The organism is Streptomyces griseicoloratus (genome assembly GCF_014534645.1).
Classification (GTDB): Bacteria; Actinomycetota; Actinomycetes; order Streptomycetales; family Streptomycetaceae; genus Streptomyces; species Streptomyces griseicoloratus.
In genome coordinates this window covers 38,860-53,370 of record NZ_JACVQF010000176.1, presented here as the reverse complement: position 1 = coordinate 53,370, position 14,511 = coordinate 38,860, and the positions used below count along the sequence as shown (strand labels likewise).

The following is a 14,511-nucleotide window of genomic DNA, read 5'->3' as shown; positions in this document are numbered from 1 at the left end:
GTAGTGCTCCGGGTTCAGACCGACGATCTCCAGCAGCTCGCGGACGCGCTTCTCGCGTCCGCCGGCCGGGTTGATGTCGTTGATCTCCATGGGTCCGGAGATGATCTTACCCACGGTCTGGCGCGGGTTGAGGGACGCATACGGGTCCTGGAAGATCATCTGGATCTCGGACCGGATGGGCGCCAGCTGCTTGCGCTTGGCGTGGGTGATGTCCTGGCCGCGGTAGGAGATCCTGCCGCCGGTCGGCTCCAGCAGGCGCGTGATCAGCCGGCCGGTCGTCGACTTGCCGCAGCCCGACTCACCGACCAGCCCCAGGCTCTCGCCCTCGGCGACCTGGAAGTCGAGCCCGTCGACGGCCTGGACGGCGCCGACCGTGCGCGCGATCGGGAAGCCGCCCTTGATGGGGAAGTGCTTGGTCAGACCGCTGACGTCCAGGAGCGGTTCCGCGTTGCTCATGATGGTGAAGTCCCGTCTCTTGTACGTCAGTTGTGCCGCGTACCGGCGAAGTCGGCGAAGAGTTCCCTACGCTGCTCCGGCGGCAGGTGACAGGCCGAGCCCCGGCCGTCGACCACGTCCAGCAGCGGCCGCTCCGCGGAGCAGCGTCCGCCCGGCACCTTCTCGACGAAGGCGCACCGGGGGTGGAAGCGGCAGCCGGAGGGCGGGTTGAGCAGCGAGGGCGGCGAGCCCGGGATCGGCGACAGGGGTACGTCCACCGGTCCGTCCAGGCTAGGCATGGAGCTCATGAGGCCCAGCGTGTAGGGGTGCTGCGGAGTGCGGAGGACCTCGTGCTTGGTGCCGCGCTCCACACACCGGCCGCCGTACATCACCAGTACGTCGTCCGCGATGTCGGCGATGACCCCGAGGTCGTGGGTGATGAAGATGATGGCGGTGCCGAACTCCTGCTGGAGGTCCTTGAGCAGGTCCATGATCTGGGCCTGGACCGTCACGTCGAGGGCCGTGGTCGGCTCGTCGGCGATCAGCAGCTCGGGGTCGCAGACCAGGGCCATCGCGATCATCGCGCGCTGGCGCATACCACCGGAGAACTGGTGCGGGTAGTCGTCCACCCGCACGTCCGGCTGCGGGATGCCCACCCGGCGCAGCATCTCGATCGCCCGCTCCCGGGCCTCCTTCTTGGAGGCGCCGGTGTGCTTGCGGTACGTCTCGCCGATCTGCTTGCCGATGGTGTGGTACGGCGACAGCGAGGCCAGCGCGTCCTGGAAGATCATGGACATCTTGTTGCCGCGCAGCCGCTCCAGCTCCCGCTCGGAGGCGGTGAGCAGGTCCTTGCCGTCGAGGAGGATCTCGCCCTCGATGGCGGTGCGGTCCCGGTCGTGCAGGCCCAGGATCGTCAGGTTGGTGACCGACTTGCCCGAGCCCGATTCACCCACGATGCCGAGCGTCTTGCCCTTGGCGAGATCGAAGGAGAGCCCGTCGACGGCCTTGACGATGCCGTCCTCGGTGGAGAAGTGGACCTTCAGGTCCTTGACGGAGAGGAAGGGCTGCTGATCGGTGCTCGTCACGGGGGACGCTCCAGGAGGTGATGCGGGGGTAGGGGCAGCGGCGGAGGTCAGGCGAGCCGGATCCGCGGGTCGATGAGGGCGTAGACGGCGTCGACGATGATGTTGAAGAACACGATCGCGCCGGCCGCCAGCACGGTGACACCGAGCTGCATGGGCAGGTCGCTCTGGTCCACGGCCTGGATCGCGAGCCGGCCGACGCCCTGCAGGGAGAAGACCGACTCGGTGATGATCGCGCCGCCGATCAGGACACCGAGGTCGATGCCGAAGATGGTGACGATGGGGCCCATGGCGCCACGCCAGGCGAACCGGAAGAAGACGTTCTTCCGGGACAGGCCCTTGGCCCGGGCGGTGCGGACGTAGTCCTCGTTGAGCTGCTCCACCAACTGGGAGCGCGTCATGCGGGTGTAGTTGGCGGTGAAGATGATCGACAGCACCAGCCAGGGCAGCAGCAGTCCGGAGAACCACGCGGCCGGGTTCTCGGTGAGCGGCGTGTACGACGGCTGGCTGAGGATGCCGAGCTGCGCGACCAGGAAGTACATCGCGATGTAGCCGACGAAGTAGATCTGCAGCGAGGAGCCGAGCAGCGACACGGAGCTGGCGAACTTGTCCAGGAACTTGCCCTGCTTGACGGCGGCGAGCATGCCCGCGCCGACGCCGACGATCAGGAAGACGACGGCCGACCCGAAGGCGAGCGAGAGGGTCAGCGGCAGCCGGTCCATGATCGTGCCGAAGACGGGCTCGCTGTTGGCGAAGGAGTAGCCGAGGCAGGGCGCGTCGCAGTAGCCGTACCCGCCGTAGTCGCGGCCGGCGAAGACGCCCACGAGCCAGTGCCAGTACTGCATGATGATCGACTCGTCGATGCCCAGGTTCTGCCGGATCTGCTCCAGCGCCTCCGGCGTGCAGTTCTTGCCGCAGGACATCATCGCGGGGTCACGCGGAACTGCGTAGAAGAGCCAGAAGGTGACGGCACTGATGATCAGCAGGATGACCATCGCGCCGGAGACTCGGCGGACTAGGAAGCGGAGCATGGGGCGTGACTTTCCGGACGGGGCGCCGTCGCCGGGGGTGGAGGGGGTGGGTCCCTCGGGGCGGCCGTACGGGTGGTGGCCGCCCCGAGGGATCGTGCGCGCTTACTTCTTGACGTACATCTTGCAGAGGGCGATGCACGTGTTGCCGGCGTCGTACACGACGTTGCCGATCTTCGATCCGTACATCCAGTTGCGGATGGAGTGGTAGTCCGGGACGACCGGCGCCAGCTCCATGATCTGGCGGTCGATGGCGCCCCAGGCCTTGTTGGCCTCCTCCGGGTTCGTGATCTTGGAGGCGGCGTCGATGGCCTTGTTCACGCCCGTGTCGTTGAGCTGGGCGTAGTTGTTGCGGCCGTCGCCGATGTTCTCGCCGTGCCAGCAGGGGTAGAAGACCGAGTAGCCGTTCGGCCAGTCCGGGCTCCAGCCCGCGGCGAACAGGTCGTACCCGTTGTCGATCTTGCCGATCTGCGTGTAGAAGGTCGACTTGTCGACCTGCTTGTTGACGACCTTGAAGCCGGCGGCCTCCAGGGCGTTCTTGATCGCGACGGCCTGCTTCACCGCGTTGTCCGACTGCTGGTAGGCGATGACCAGCTTCTGGCCGACCTTGCCGGCCTCCTTCAGCAGCTCCTTTGCCTTGGCCGGGTCGCCGCCGGGCTTCTTGGTCGTGCCGTACAGGTCGAACTTCTCGTGGCCGGGGGTCACCGGGCTGAGGATCGTGGTCGCGATCTCGGTGCTGGCGGCACCGCCGCGGATGGTCTGCAGCTGCTGGTGCGGCCAGGCGTAGTTGATGGCCTGGCGGACCTTGACGTCCTTGATGCGGGTGGTGTTGATCGGCCAGTAGTAGGTGACGGTGTCGACCTGGGTGAGGACGCGCTTCTTCAGCTCGGCGTTGGTCAGCACCTGGGCGATGCGCTCGGGGGCGACCTCGTTGAAGATCACCATCGCGTACTGGTCGTTGCCCTTGTCCGCGATGAAGCGGTCGGTGGCGGCCAGCGCCTGGAAGCCGAACTGGAAGTGGAACTTGTCCGGGTAGGCGTTGCGGATCGGGTCCGTCTTCGGGTCCCAGTGCTCGTTGCGCACGTACGTCATCGACTTGCCGACGCTGCGGCTCTCGATCTTGTACGGGCCGCAGGAGAACGGACGCTTGTCGTACTTCTCCTTGGTGTCGTTCTTCTTCGACACCAGCGCGTAACCGCGCATGGCGAGCGTGTAGTTGAAGTCACCGCGTGCCTCGTTGAGGCGGAAGGTGACGGTGTTGCCGTCGATCTCGATCGAGTCGAGGTGCTTGCCGTCGTACGGGCCCTCGTACTTGTCGCCGCCCTCCAGCCACGACTGGACGTAGATCGGGCCCTCGGTGATGAACGAGGCGAAGGTGCGCTCGAAGGTGTGGCGGACGTCGTCCATGGTGACGTCCGAGCCGTCCTCCCACTTCAGGCCGTCCTTCAGGGTGAAGGACCAGGTCTTGCCGCCGTCCTTCATCGTGCCGGCGTCGGTGGCGGCGTCGCCGACCAGGGTGCAGCCGCCCTTGTCGTCGATCTTGTAGCCGGTCAGACCGCGCAGCAGGGGCACGGTGATGGCGGCCTCGGTGGAGTTGTAGATCTGCGCCGGGTCCATGTGGTCCATGTCGAACTGGTCCAGCGAGTACGCCGTCCCGCCCTTCACCGCGCCCTTGACCTCGGGGGCCGGGCCGGTGGAGTCGGCCTTGGTGCCGACCGGGATCTCCATGGTCTTGCTGCCGCTGACCTTGGGGGCGTCGTTCTTGGCAGAACCGCCGCCGCCCTCGCCGCCGCACGCGGTCAGGACCGAGGACGAGGCCGCGACCACGCCGGTGGCGATGAGGAAGTTTCTACGGGAGAAGGACATGGGACACCTGCCAGAAGAGGGCAAACGGGACGGTTGGGCCGGCCGGACGGCGTCGAACGAGCCGGGTGGAACGAACGGTTCAGCGCTTGGACTTCGGGTCGAGAGCGTCGCGCACCGAGTCGCCGAGCAGATTGAAGGCGAGGACGAAGATCACCATCGACAGGCCCGGGAAGAGCATGAACGTGATGTCCTCGGTGTAGAACTGGGCGCCGCGCTGGATCATGACGCCCCAGTCCGGGGTCGGGTCGATGATGCCGACGCCGAGGAAGGCCAGGCCGGCCTCGGCGGTCACGAACGCCGGGAGCATCAGCGTGGACTGGATGATGATCGGCGTCCACAGGTTGGGCAGCAGTTCCTTGAAGACGATCCGCCACGGCGACGCGCCGGTGACCTTGGCCGCCTCGACGAACTCCCGCTCGCGCAGGCCGAGTACCTGACCGCGCAGCAGCCGGGCGAGGGAGGCCCAGCCGAACACCGCGAGCACCAGGATGAGCGAGACCGCCCGCAGCGAGGTCGGGATGTTCTCGTCGTCGGCGACGAAGAGGCCGTAGACGACCGGCATGAAGGCGATGAAGAACAGGGTCGACGGGAACGACAGCAGGATGTCGATGACCCGGCCGACGAAGTAGTCCGTCTTGCCGCCGAGGTAGCCCGCCGTGACGCCGACGACGACGCCCACGGCACAGGTGAGCAGGGTGGCGGCCAGGGCGATGCCCAGTGAGGTACGGATGCCGTAGAGCAGGAAGGTGAAGACGTCACGGCCGAGCTGCGGCTCGATGCCGAACCAGAACTCCGAGCTCATGCCGCCGTTGGGGCCGGCCGGGTACGCGAAGGCGTTGAGCAGCTCGGGCCGCTCGCTCGCGTACGTGGTGTACGGGTCCTTGCCGTAGAGCTTGGCGATGAGCGGGGCCGCGAGCGCGATCACGAAGAAGAAGATCACGATGCAGGCGGAAACCACACCCGTGCGGTCCCGCTTGAAGCGCTTCCAGGCCAGGCGGCCGGGGGAGCGGCTCTCGCTGCCCTTGGGGGTGGGCGCGGGCGACGTGTCGACGCTCTCGTCGGTCACCTCGAGCGGGGCAGCCGCTGCTGGAGTTGGGGTGGTCATGGTGCTCCTGGCCCAAGGGAGGGTCTGATGACTCCGCAGGGCACGCTCCCCTACGGGCTACGCCGGACTTTTTCAACGCAATTAGTTCAAGGTCAATAAAACCTGGAGCGGCTTGGCTTTCTCTTTACCTTCTTTGCGTCCCCTTGATCATTTCGTAGCTACGCGGGTAGCGTGCCGTGATCGATCCGTGCCTTACATCGGATCAATTACGCGAACCAGACAACGCGTTCGATATGCGGATGCCAAGTCGTCGAAATGTGTACACCTTGGGGTCGCAATCAAACGGTTCGGCATCGGTTCGTGGGGATCCGTTGCGTCGGCTGTTCAAGATCTTTCACGGCAGGTATGCGCATGCGGCCCGTCCGCCCGAAGGGTGGTGGCGGCCGCATGGAGGGTTCCTCCAAAGGGAGGTATGCGTGTGCGATATGCACCCTGTGTGTTGATATTGACCGTTAAGGGATCAGCGGACGAGTCAGGGCACGAGGAGGCACACCATGCGCGCAGCCACGCACGCCGTACGGGCCGCATGCGCGGCGGCGGCAACCCTCGCGGTGACGGCCTGCGGAGGCGGGGGAGGCGCCGGCGGCGACCGCGGTGCCGTGCTCAGCTCCTCCTGGGGTGACCCGCAGAACCCGCTGGAGCCCGCCAACACCAACGAGGTGCAGGGCGGCAAGGTCCTCGACATGATCTTCCGGGGGCTGAAGAAGTACGACCCGGACACCGGCGAGGCGCGGGACATGCTCGCCGAGAGGATCGAGACCACCGACTCGCGGAACTTCACGATCACCGTGAAGGACGGCTGGACGTTCAGCAACGGCGAGAAGGTCACCGCCCAGTCCTTCGTGGACGCCTGGAACTACGGCGCGAGCCTCAGGAACAACCAGCGCAACGCCTACTTCTTCGGCTACATCGACGGCTACGACAAGGTCCACCCCGCGGACGGGAGCAAGCAGAGCGCCGACACCCTGTCCGGACTGAAGGTCACCGGACCCCTCACCTTCACCGTCAAGCTCAACCAGAAGTTCTCCTCGTTCCCCGAGACCCTCGGCTACAACGCCTTCGCCCCGCTGCCCCGCGCCTTCTTCGACGACCACGACGCCTGGCTGAAGAAGCCGGTCGGCAACGGCCCCTACATGGTGGAGAACTACACCCGCGGCTCCCAGATGTCCCTGCGCAAGTGGGAGGAGTACCCCGGTCCGGACAAGGCGCAGAACGGCGGGGTCGACCTGAAGGTCTACACCGACCCCAACACCGCCTACACCGACCTGATGGCCGGCAACCTCGACCTGACCGACGACGTGCCGGCCGCCCAGCTGAAGAACGTCAAGAGCGACCTCGGCGACCGCTACATCAACACCCCGGCCGGCATCCTCCAGACGCTCGCCTTCCCGTACTACGACGAGCGGTGGAACAAGGAGGGGTCGGAGAAGGTCCGCAAGGGCCTGTCCATGGCGATCGACCGCGAGCAGATCACGAACACGATCTTCCAGAAGACCCGCACCCCCGCCACCGACTGGACCTCACCCGTGCTCGGCAAGGACGGCGGCTTCAAGGAGGGCCTGTGCGGTGAGGCGTGCGAGTACCGGCCCGACGAGGCCAAGAAGCTGATCCAGGAGGGCGGCGGGCTGCCCGGCGGACAGATCAAGATCACCTACAACGCCGACACGGGCTCCCACAAGCAGTGGGTCGACGCGGTCTGCAACTCCATCAACAACGCCCTGGACAACGACCGCGCCTGCGTCGGCAACCCGGTCGGCACCTTCGCCGACTTCCGCAACCAGATCACCGGCAAGAAGATGAGCGGCCCCTTCCGCGCCGGCTGGCAGATGGACTACCCGCTCATCCAGAACTTCCTCCAGCCGCTCTACTACACGGGCGGCTCCTCCAACGACGGCAAGTGGTCCAACCAGGAGTTCGACGACCTCGTCGACAAGGCCAACGCCGAGACCGACCCCGCCGAGGCCGTCCGGACCTTCCAGCAGGCCGAGGAGGTCGTCCGGGACCACATGGCCGCCATCCCGCTCTGGTACCAGAACGGCAGCGCCGGCTACTCGGACCGGCTCTCCGGCGTGAAGCTCAACCCGTTCAGCGTCCCCGTCTACAACGAGATCAAGGTCGGCTGAGGGGGCGCCATGGGACGGTACGTCGTCCGGCGGCTGCTCCAGATGATCCCGGTGTTCGTCGGGGCCACGCTGCTGATCTTCCTGATGGTCAACGTGATGGGCGACCCCATCGCGGGCCTGTGCGGCGACCGGGAGTGCGACCCCGCGACGGCCGCCCAGCTCAGAAGGGAGTTCGGCCTCGACAAGCCCGTGTGGCAGCAATACCTGACGTACATGGGCAACGTCTTCACCGGCGACTTCGGCACCGCCTTCAACGGCCAGCCGGTCACCGAGCTGATGGGGACGGCGTTCCCGGTCACCGTCCGGCTGACGATCGTGGCGATCGTCGCCGAGGTCGTCATCGGCATCACCCTCGGCGTCGTCACCGGCCTGCGCCGCGGACGCCCCGTCGACACCTCGGTGCTGGTGCTCACCCTCGTCGTCATCTCCGTCCCCACCTTCGTCACCGGCCTGCTGCTCCAGCTGCTGCTCGGTGTGAAGTGGGAGTGGATCAGGCCGTCGGTCTCGCCCGAGGCGCCCTTCGACGAGCTGATCGTCCCCGGCCTGGTCCTGGCGTCCGTCTCGCTGGCGTACGTCACCCGGCTGACCCGCACCTCCATCGCGGAGAACCGGCGCTCCGACTACGTCCGCACCGCCATCGCCAAGGGCCTGCCCCGCCACCGGGTCATCACCCGGCACCTGCTGCGCAACTCCCTCATCCCGGTCGTCACCTTCATCGGCACCGACATCGGCGCCCTGATGGGCGGAGCCATCGTCACCGAGCGGATCTTCAACATCCACGGCGTCGGCTACCAGCTCTACCAGGGCATCCTCCGGCAGAACACGCAGACCGTCGTCGGCTTCGTCACCGTCCTCGTCCTGGTCTTCCTGGTCGCCAACCTCCTCGTCGACCTCCTGTACGCCGTACTCGACCCGAGGATCCGCTATGCCTGAGCAGCCGCCCTACGAGCCCGAGCGCGCCATTGCCGGCACCGGTATGGGCGGTCAGATGGACCTCGCCGCGAGCGAGGCGACGACCCTGGAGCAGCCGCCCCCGGGCGGACCCGGGGAGAGCGGCCACGAGGCATCGGCCGCCTCCGGCGAACGGCCGCGGAGCCTGTGGTCCGACGCCTGGCACGACCTGCGCCGCAACCCGGTCTTCATCATCGCGGGCCTGGTGATCCTCTTCCTGGTCCTCATCTCCGTCTGGCCGTCCCTGATCGCTTCCGGCAACCCGCTCAAGTGCGACCTGTCCAGGGCCCAGGAGGGCTCCCGGCCCGGCCACCCCTTCGGGTTCGACGGCCAGGGCTGCGACGTCTACACCCGCACCGTCTACGGCGCCCGCACCTCGGTGCTCGTGGGCGTCCTCGCCACCCTCGGCGTCGCGGTCCTCGGCAGCGTGCTCGGCGGGCTCGCCGGGTTCTTCGGCGGTGTGCCGGACTCCATCCTGTCCCGGATCACCGACGTCTTCTTCGCCATCCCCGTCGTCCTCGGCGGCCTGGTGCTGCTGTCCGTCATCACCAGCAACACCGTCTGGCCGGTCATCGGCTTCATCGTGCTGCTCGGCTGGCCCCAGATCTCCCGCATCGCCCGCGGCTCCGTCATCACCGTCAAACAGAACGACTACGTCCAGGCCGCCCGCGCCCTCGGCGCCTCCAGCTCCCGGCTGCTGCTGCGGCACATCGCGCCCAACGCCGTCGCCCCGGTCATCGTCGTGGCGACCATCGCGCTCGGCACCTACATCGCGCTGGAGGCCACCCTGTCGTTCCTCGGGGTCGGTCTGAAGCCGCCCAGCGTGTCCTGGGGGATCGATATCTCCGCCGCCGCCCCGTACATCCGCAACGCCCCGCACGCGCTGCTGTGGCCCTCCGGGGCCCTCGCCATCACCGTCCTCGCGTTCATCATGCTCGGCGACGCGGTGCGCGACGCCCTCGACCCGAAGCTGAGGTGAGCCGCCGCCATGCTGCTCGAAGTGCGCGACCTGCACGTGGAGTTCCACACCCGGGACGGCGTCGCCAAGGCCGTCAACGGCGTCAGCTACGCGGTGGACGCCGGCGAGACCCTGGCGGTGCTCGGCGAGTCCGGCTCCGGCAAGTCCGTGACCGCCCAGACGGTCATGGGCATCCTCGACGTGCCGCCGGGCCGGATCACCGCGGGCGAGGTCCTCTTCGAGGGCCGGGACCTGCTGAAGCTGAAGGAGGAGGAACGCCGGAAGGTCCGCGGCGCCGAGATGGCGATGATCTTCCAGGACGCGCTGTCGTCCCTCAACCCCGTCCTCACCGTCGGCGACCAGCTCGGCGAGATGTTCACCGTGCACCGCGGCATGTCCAGGAAGGACGCCCGCGCCAAGGCCGTCGAGCTGATGGACCGGGTACGGATCCCCGCCGCGGGGGAACGCGTGAAGCAGTACCCGCACCAGTTCTCCGGCGGCATGCGCCAGCGCATCATGATCGCCATGGCGATGGCCCTGGAGCCCAAGCTGATCATCGCCGACGAACCCACCACCGCCCTCGACGTCACCGTCCAGGCCCAGGTCATGGATCTGCTCGCGGAACTCCAGCGCGAGTTCCGCATGGGCCTGATCCTCATCACCCACGACCTCGGCGTGGTCGCCGACGTGGCCGACAGGATCGCCGTGATGTACGCGGGCCGCATCGTGGAGACGGCACCCGTCCACGACCTCTACAAGGCCCCCGCGCACCCGTACACCCGCGGCCTGCTGGACTCCATCCCGCGCCTGGACCAGAAGGGCCGGGAGCTCTACGCCATCAAGGGCCTGCCGCCCAGCCTCACCCGCATCCCGCCCGGCTGCGCCTTCCACCCCCGCTGCCCGATGGCCCAGGAGGTGTGCCGCACCGACGTACCCCCGCTCTACGACGTCACCGAGTCGGACGCGGAACGCGGCAGCGCCTGCCACTTCTGGAGGGAGTGCCTGCATGGCTGAGCCCATCCTGGAGGTCCGCGGCCTCGTCAAGCACTACCCGCTCACCCGCGGCATCCTGTTCAAGAAGCAGGTCGGCTCGGTCAAGGCGGTCGACGGCGTCGACTTCCACCTCGACCGCGGCGAGACCCTCGGCATCGTCGGCGAGTCCGGCTGCGGCAAGTCGACGGTCGCCAGGATGCTCGTCCACCTGGAGCGGCCGACGGCGGGGGAGATCCGCTACAAGGGCGAGGACATCACCAGGCTCTCCGGCAAGGCCCTCAAAGCGGTCCGGCGCAACATCCAGATGGTCTTCCAGGACCCCTACACCTCCCTCAACCCCCGGATGACGGTCGGCGACATCATCGGGGAGGCGTACGACATCCATCCGGAGGTGGCCCCGAAGGGCGAACGGCGACGGCGGGTCCAGCACCTGCTGGACGTCGTCGGCCTCAACCCCGAGTACATCAACCGCTACCCCCACCAGTTCTCCGGCGGCCAGCGCCAGCGCATCGGCATCGCCCGCGGCCTGGCGCTGCGCCCGGAGATCATCGTCGCCGACGAGCCGGTCTCCGCCCTCGACGTCTCCGTGCAGGCCCAGGTGATCAACCTGCTGGCGCGGCTCCAGGACGAGTTCGACCTCTCGTACATCTTCATCGCCCACGACCTGTCGATCGTCCGGCACATCTCCGACCGGGTCGGGGTGATGTACCTCGGCCGCATCGTGGAGACCGGCCGGGACGCCGAGATCTACGACCACCCCACGCACCCCTACACCCAGGCGCTGCTGTCCGCGGTGCCCGTCCCGGACCCGGAGGCCCGTGAGCACCGCGAGCGGATCATCCTGTCCGGCGACGTCCCGTCCCCGACCCACATCCCCTCCGGCTGCCGCTTCCGCACCCGCTGCTGGAAGGCGCGGGAGCGTTGCGCCCTGGAGGTGCCGGCGCTCGCGGTGCCGGAGCAGTTCCGGGACACGTCCGGCCCCGCGGCCCACGACTCGGCGTGCCACTTCGCGGAGGAGAAACAGGTCGTGCCGCCCGAGGAGGCCGGCGAGCACGGCAGCGGGCCGGAGTGACATGGCGCACCCCGGCCCGCTTACGGCACCCGCACGGCCGTACGCTGCTGAGCATTCCGCGTCCGTATATCGGTACCGCTTCGGTGAAGTTGCCTCCGTGTTAACGACGTTGGTGCGTGTTTGCGCCGCTATGCCAGGGCGCGCTTGAGGAAGTCCACCTGGAGCAGGAGCAGGTTCTCGGCGACGGACTCCTGCGGGGTCATGTGCGTGACCCCGGACAGCGGCAGCACCTCGTGCGGGCGGCCGGCCGCCAGCAGGGCCGAGGACAGGCGCAGGGAGTGGGCGACCACCACGTTGTCGTCCGCCAGTCCGTGGATGATCATCATGGGGCGGTGCGGCTCGGCGGCGTCGACCAGGCCCGCGTCGTCGATCACCGAGTTGCGGCGGTAGACGTCCGGCTGCTCGTCCGGATGGCCGGCGTAGCGCTCCTGGTAGTGGGTGTCGTACAGCCGCAGATCGGTGACCGGGGCGCCCACGATCGCCGCGTGGAAGACGTCCGGACGGCGCAGTGCCGCGAGGGCCGCCAGATAGCCGCCGAAGGACCAGCCCCGGATGGCCACGCGGTTCAGGTCGAGCGGGAAGTCGGCGGCCAGCGCGTGGAGCGCGTCCACCTGGTCCTGGAGGACGACCGCGGCCACGTCGTCCTTGATCGCCTTCTCCCAGGCGGGCGACCGCCCCGGGGTGCCGCGTCCGTCGGCGACGACCACCGCGAAGCCCTGGTCGGCGAACCACTGCGAGGTGAGGTGCGCGTTGTGTGCGGCCACCACACGCTGGCCGTGCGGACCTCCGTAGGGGTCGAGGAGGACCGGCAGGGAGGTGTCACCGTGGTAGTCCGTTGGCATAAGCACGGCGCACGGGACACGGCGTGCGCCCCCCTGGGTGAGCGTCACGCGCGGGGACAAACCGGGATCTTCGGCGTGAGAGGTGATGACCGCCGCCGGCTTTCCGTCCCGCAGAACCTGCGCCCGGGCGCCCGGCCGGCCCAGGGTCGCGGAGACCAGAACGGACACGCCTCCGGCGCGCACGGCGGAATGCACGCCGGGCTCCTGCGAAACGCGCTCCACGCCGAGTTCGTTCACCCGGTACACGTGCACTTCGCCCGTCTCCGGCTCGGCCGCCTCCTCGCCCGCCGACGCCGAGACCAGCACGTCGTCGTCGGAGACGTCCAGCACCGCCCGCAGGTGCAACTGCGCTCCCGTGAGCGGTCGTTCACCGACCGCCAGCACCCGCGCGCCGCCCTCGTCGGCGATCCGCACGAGCTGTCCGGAAGGGCTCCAGCAGGGCACCCCGGGGAACAGTTCCAGCCAAGTTGGATCTTCGTCGGCGTGCACCATCCGAGTGGCCCCCGACTCCGTGTCCACGGCCAGGAACAACTGACTGCGCTGGTCGCGTGCCTGTACCAGGAGCAGGGGTGCACCCGCCGCTGACCAGTGCACTCGCGCCAGATACGGGTACCGCGCCCGGTCCCAGACGACCTCCGTGCGCCCCCCGTCCAACCCGATCGCGAACAGCCGTACGTCCGCGTTGGGGGTGCCCGCCGCCGGGTACGGCACGTGTTGTGGATCACGCTCCGGGTGGGCCGGGTCGGAGATCCACCACCGCTTGACCGGCGTGTCGTCCACCCGCGCCACCAGCAGCCGGTCCGACTCGGGCGACCACCAGAAGCCCCGGTTGCGCCCCATCTCCTCGGCGGCGATGAACTCCGCCAGCCCGTACGAGACGCCCTCCGCGTCGGGCCCGGCCAGCGCCCGGTCGTGCTCGCCCTCGGCGCCCACGACCCGCAGGGCGCCCTGCGCGACGTACGCGATGTGCCGCCCGTCGGGGGAGGGGCGCGGGTCGATCACGGGGCCGGGAACGGCGAGCTCCCGTGCCGTCCCGGCCCGCAGCTCGGCCGCGAACAGCCGCCCTGACAAGGCGAAAGAGGCCAACTCGACGGCCGCGTCGGTGGCGTATCCCACGATGCCGGCGCCACCCTCACGGCTGCGCTCGCGGCGCGCACGCTCCTCGGGTGACAGGTGCTCCTCCGCGCCGCCCAGGAGGGCGCGCGGGTCGGCCGCCACGCGCTCCCCGCCGTCCGGGAGGTCCAGGACCCACAGCGAATTCGCCCGGTCCGTACCGGAAGAGGAGCGCAGGAAGGCGACACGGGAACCGTCGGGTGCCACGGTGAACGAACGCGGCGCGCCGAGCGTGAACCGCTGGGTGCGGGCTTGCCGTTTGGGGAAGGAGTCGGACTCGATCGTCATGCCCTGACCATATTGGCCATGCGCCCCCTTGTGCGGCTGTGCGCCGATCGATGCGCGCGTACGGATAGTTATGATCACTAGCGCATAGTGGGTATCAACCAGGTGCCCGCTGTGTGGATTTATCTGCCCCCATGGTTCCGACTGCGTCCGACCCCCCATGTCCCTGGGTTCCTTTGGAGGTGAGCCGCCGTGGCACTCTCGATTTCGGCGGTGGTGCTGCTGGCGATCATCGTCTTCTTGCTGATCAAGAAGTCAGGACTGAAGGCGGGGCATGCCGTCGTCTGCATGCTGCTCGGCTTCTACCTCGCCTCCTCGACCATCGCGCCCACGATCAGCGAACTGACGACGAACATCGCAGGCATGATCGGCAGCATCAACTTCTGACGGCGCCGGTGTCGGCGCCGGGCTGAATGGTCGGCTCGCCAACCCCCGGCTTCCCAGTGGACGTCGAGGCCGCCCGCTTCTTTGCCAGTGTCGTGCTTCCACGACCCGAGTAAAGGGCGCTCTGCTGTCGCTCCGCGTCGGCTGCGCCGATCGGCCTGCGGCCGCCCCTTGACTCGGGCCGTTCCAGCACGGGTCAGAAGCGAGCGAGCGGCCCGGGAAGCGGGTGGCCCAGCCCTGTATTCCCTTCGGCCGGCCGTCCGGTGACCCGGCG

At 68.3% G+C, this 14,511-nt stretch carries 12 protein-coding genes; 6 read left to right on the top strand and 6 right to left on the bottom strand.

The genetic code is table 11. The annotated features are described in order from the left end of the window. The 5 genes from H0H10_RS08895 to H0H10_RS08875 form a co-directional block, all read right to left on the bottom strand. On the bottom strand, positions 1-456 hold a 456-nt coding region (locus H0H10_RS08895; protein ID WP_188180313.1), incomplete at its 3' end, for an ATP-binding cassette domain-containing protein. Between the two features lie 26 nt (positions 457-482). Next, on the bottom strand, positions 483-1,520 hold the full coding sequence (locus tag H0H10_RS08890) for an ABC transporter ATP-binding protein (RefSeq protein WP_188180312.1): 1,038 nt from the start codon (positions 1,518-1,520) through the stop codon (positions 483-485). A gap of 47 nt (positions 1,521-1,567) precedes the next feature. Next, on the bottom strand, positions 1,568-2,548 hold the full coding sequence (locus H0H10_RS08885; protein WP_188180311.1) for an ABC transporter permease: 981 nt from the start codon (positions 2,546-2,548) through the stop codon (positions 1,568-1,570). 102 nt (positions 2,549-2,650) lie between these two features. Continuing rightward, complete coding sequence (locus H0H10_RS08880; RefSeq protein ID WP_188180310.1) at positions 2,651-4,411, bottom strand: ABC transporter substrate-binding protein; 1,761 nt, start codon at positions 4,409-4,411, stop codon at positions 2,651-2,653. A gap of 79 nt (positions 4,412-4,490) precedes the next feature. After that, complete coding sequence (locus H0H10_RS08875) at positions 4,491-5,516, bottom strand: ABC transporter permease (RefSeq protein WP_223179583.1); 1,026 nt, start codon at positions 5,514-5,516, stop codon at positions 4,491-4,493. A gap of 494 nt (positions 5,517-6,010) precedes the next feature. Here H0H10_RS08875 and H0H10_RS08870 point away from each other — a divergent pair, with 494 nt between their 5' ends. The 5 genes from H0H10_RS08870 to H0H10_RS08850 are packed head-to-tail and all read left to right on the top strand — an operon-like array spanning position 6,011 to position 11,613. Next, the gene (locus H0H10_RS08870) at positions 6,011-7,639 is read left to right on the top strand and encodes a peptide ABC transporter substrate-binding protein (protein ID WP_188180309.1); all 1,629 of its coding nucleotides are present in this window, start codon (positions 6,011-6,013) and stop codon (positions 7,637-7,639) included. Positions 7,640-7,648: 9 nt separating this feature from the next. After that, complete coding sequence (locus H0H10_RS08865) at positions 7,649-8,572, top strand: ABC transporter permease (RefSeq protein ID WP_188180308.1); 924 nt, start codon at positions 7,649-7,651, stop codon at positions 8,570-8,572. Continuing rightward, positions 8,565-9,569, top strand: a complete 1,005-nt coding sequence (locus H0H10_RS08860) for an ABC transporter permease (protein ID WP_188180307.1) — start codon at positions 8,565-8,567, stop codon at positions 9,567-9,569. Before H0H10_RS08865 ends, H0H10_RS08860 begins: the two co-directional genes overlap by 8 nt. Positions 9,570-9,578: 9 nt before the next feature. Next, on the top strand, positions 9,579-10,562 hold the full coding sequence (locus H0H10_RS08855; protein WP_188180306.1) for an ABC transporter ATP-binding protein: 984 nt from the start codon (positions 9,579-9,581) through the stop codon (positions 10,560-10,562). After that, the gene (locus tag H0H10_RS08850; protein WP_188180305.1) at positions 10,555-11,613 is read left to right on the top strand and encodes an ABC transporter ATP-binding protein; all 1,059 of its coding nucleotides are present in this window, start codon (positions 10,555-10,557) and stop codon (positions 11,611-11,613) included. Before H0H10_RS08855 ends, H0H10_RS08850 begins: the two co-directional genes overlap by 8 nt. 128 nt (positions 11,614-11,741) lie before the next feature. On the opposite strand, the gene H0H10_RS08845 is transcribed toward H0H10_RS08850, so the two are convergent. Continuing rightward, entirely contained in the window at positions 11,742-13,856 is a 2,115-nt protein-coding gene (locus tag H0H10_RS08845; RefSeq protein WP_188180304.1) for a S9 family peptidase, read from the bottom strand. Between the two features lie 189 nt (positions 13,857-14,045). On the opposite strand from H0H10_RS08845, the gene H0H10_RS08840 reads away from it, so the two are divergent. Then, positions 14,046-14,240 (top strand): hypothetical protein, encoded by a 195-nt coding sequence (locus H0H10_RS08840; protein WP_030860044.1) that lies wholly within the window; start codon positions 14,046-14,048, stop codon positions 14,238-14,240. The last annotated feature ends 271 nt before the right edge of the window (positions 14,241-14,511 follow it).

Coding starts and splice junctions, on each gene's coding strand:
- H0H10_RS08885 (WP_188180311.1), bottom strand. CDS start 2,548: ATGCTCCGCTTCCTAGTCCGCCGAGTCTCCGGCGCGATGGTCATCCTG.
- H0H10_RS08880 (WP_188180310.1), bottom strand. CDS start 4,411: ATGTCCTTCTCCCGTAGAAACTTCCTCATCGCCACCGGCGTGGTCGCG.
- H0H10_RS08875 (WP_223179583.1), bottom strand. CDS start 5,516: ATGACCACCCCAACTCCAGCAGCGGCTGCCCCGCTCGAGGTGACCGAC.
- H0H10_RS08870 (WP_188180309.1), top strand. CDS start 6,011: ATGCGCGCAGCCACGCACGCCGTACGGGCCGCATGCGCGGCGGCGGCA.
- H0H10_RS08865 (WP_188180308.1), top strand. CDS start 7,649: ATGGGACGGTACGTCGTCCGGCGGCTGCTCCAGATGATCCCGGTGTTC.
- H0H10_RS08860 (WP_188180307.1), top strand. CDS start 8,565: ATGCCTGAGCAGCCGCCCTACGAGCCCGAGCGCGCCATTGCCGGCACC.
- H0H10_RS08855 (WP_188180306.1), top strand. CDS start 9,579: ATGCTGCTCGAAGTGCGCGACCTGCACGTGGAGTTCCACACCCGGGAC.
- H0H10_RS08850 (WP_188180305.1), top strand. CDS start 10,555: ATGGCTGAGCCCATCCTGGAGGTCCGCGGCCTCGTCAAGCACTACCCG.
- H0H10_RS08845 (WP_188180304.1), bottom strand. CDS start 13,856: ATGACGATCGAGTCCGACTCCTTCCCCAAACGGCAAGCCCGCACCCAG.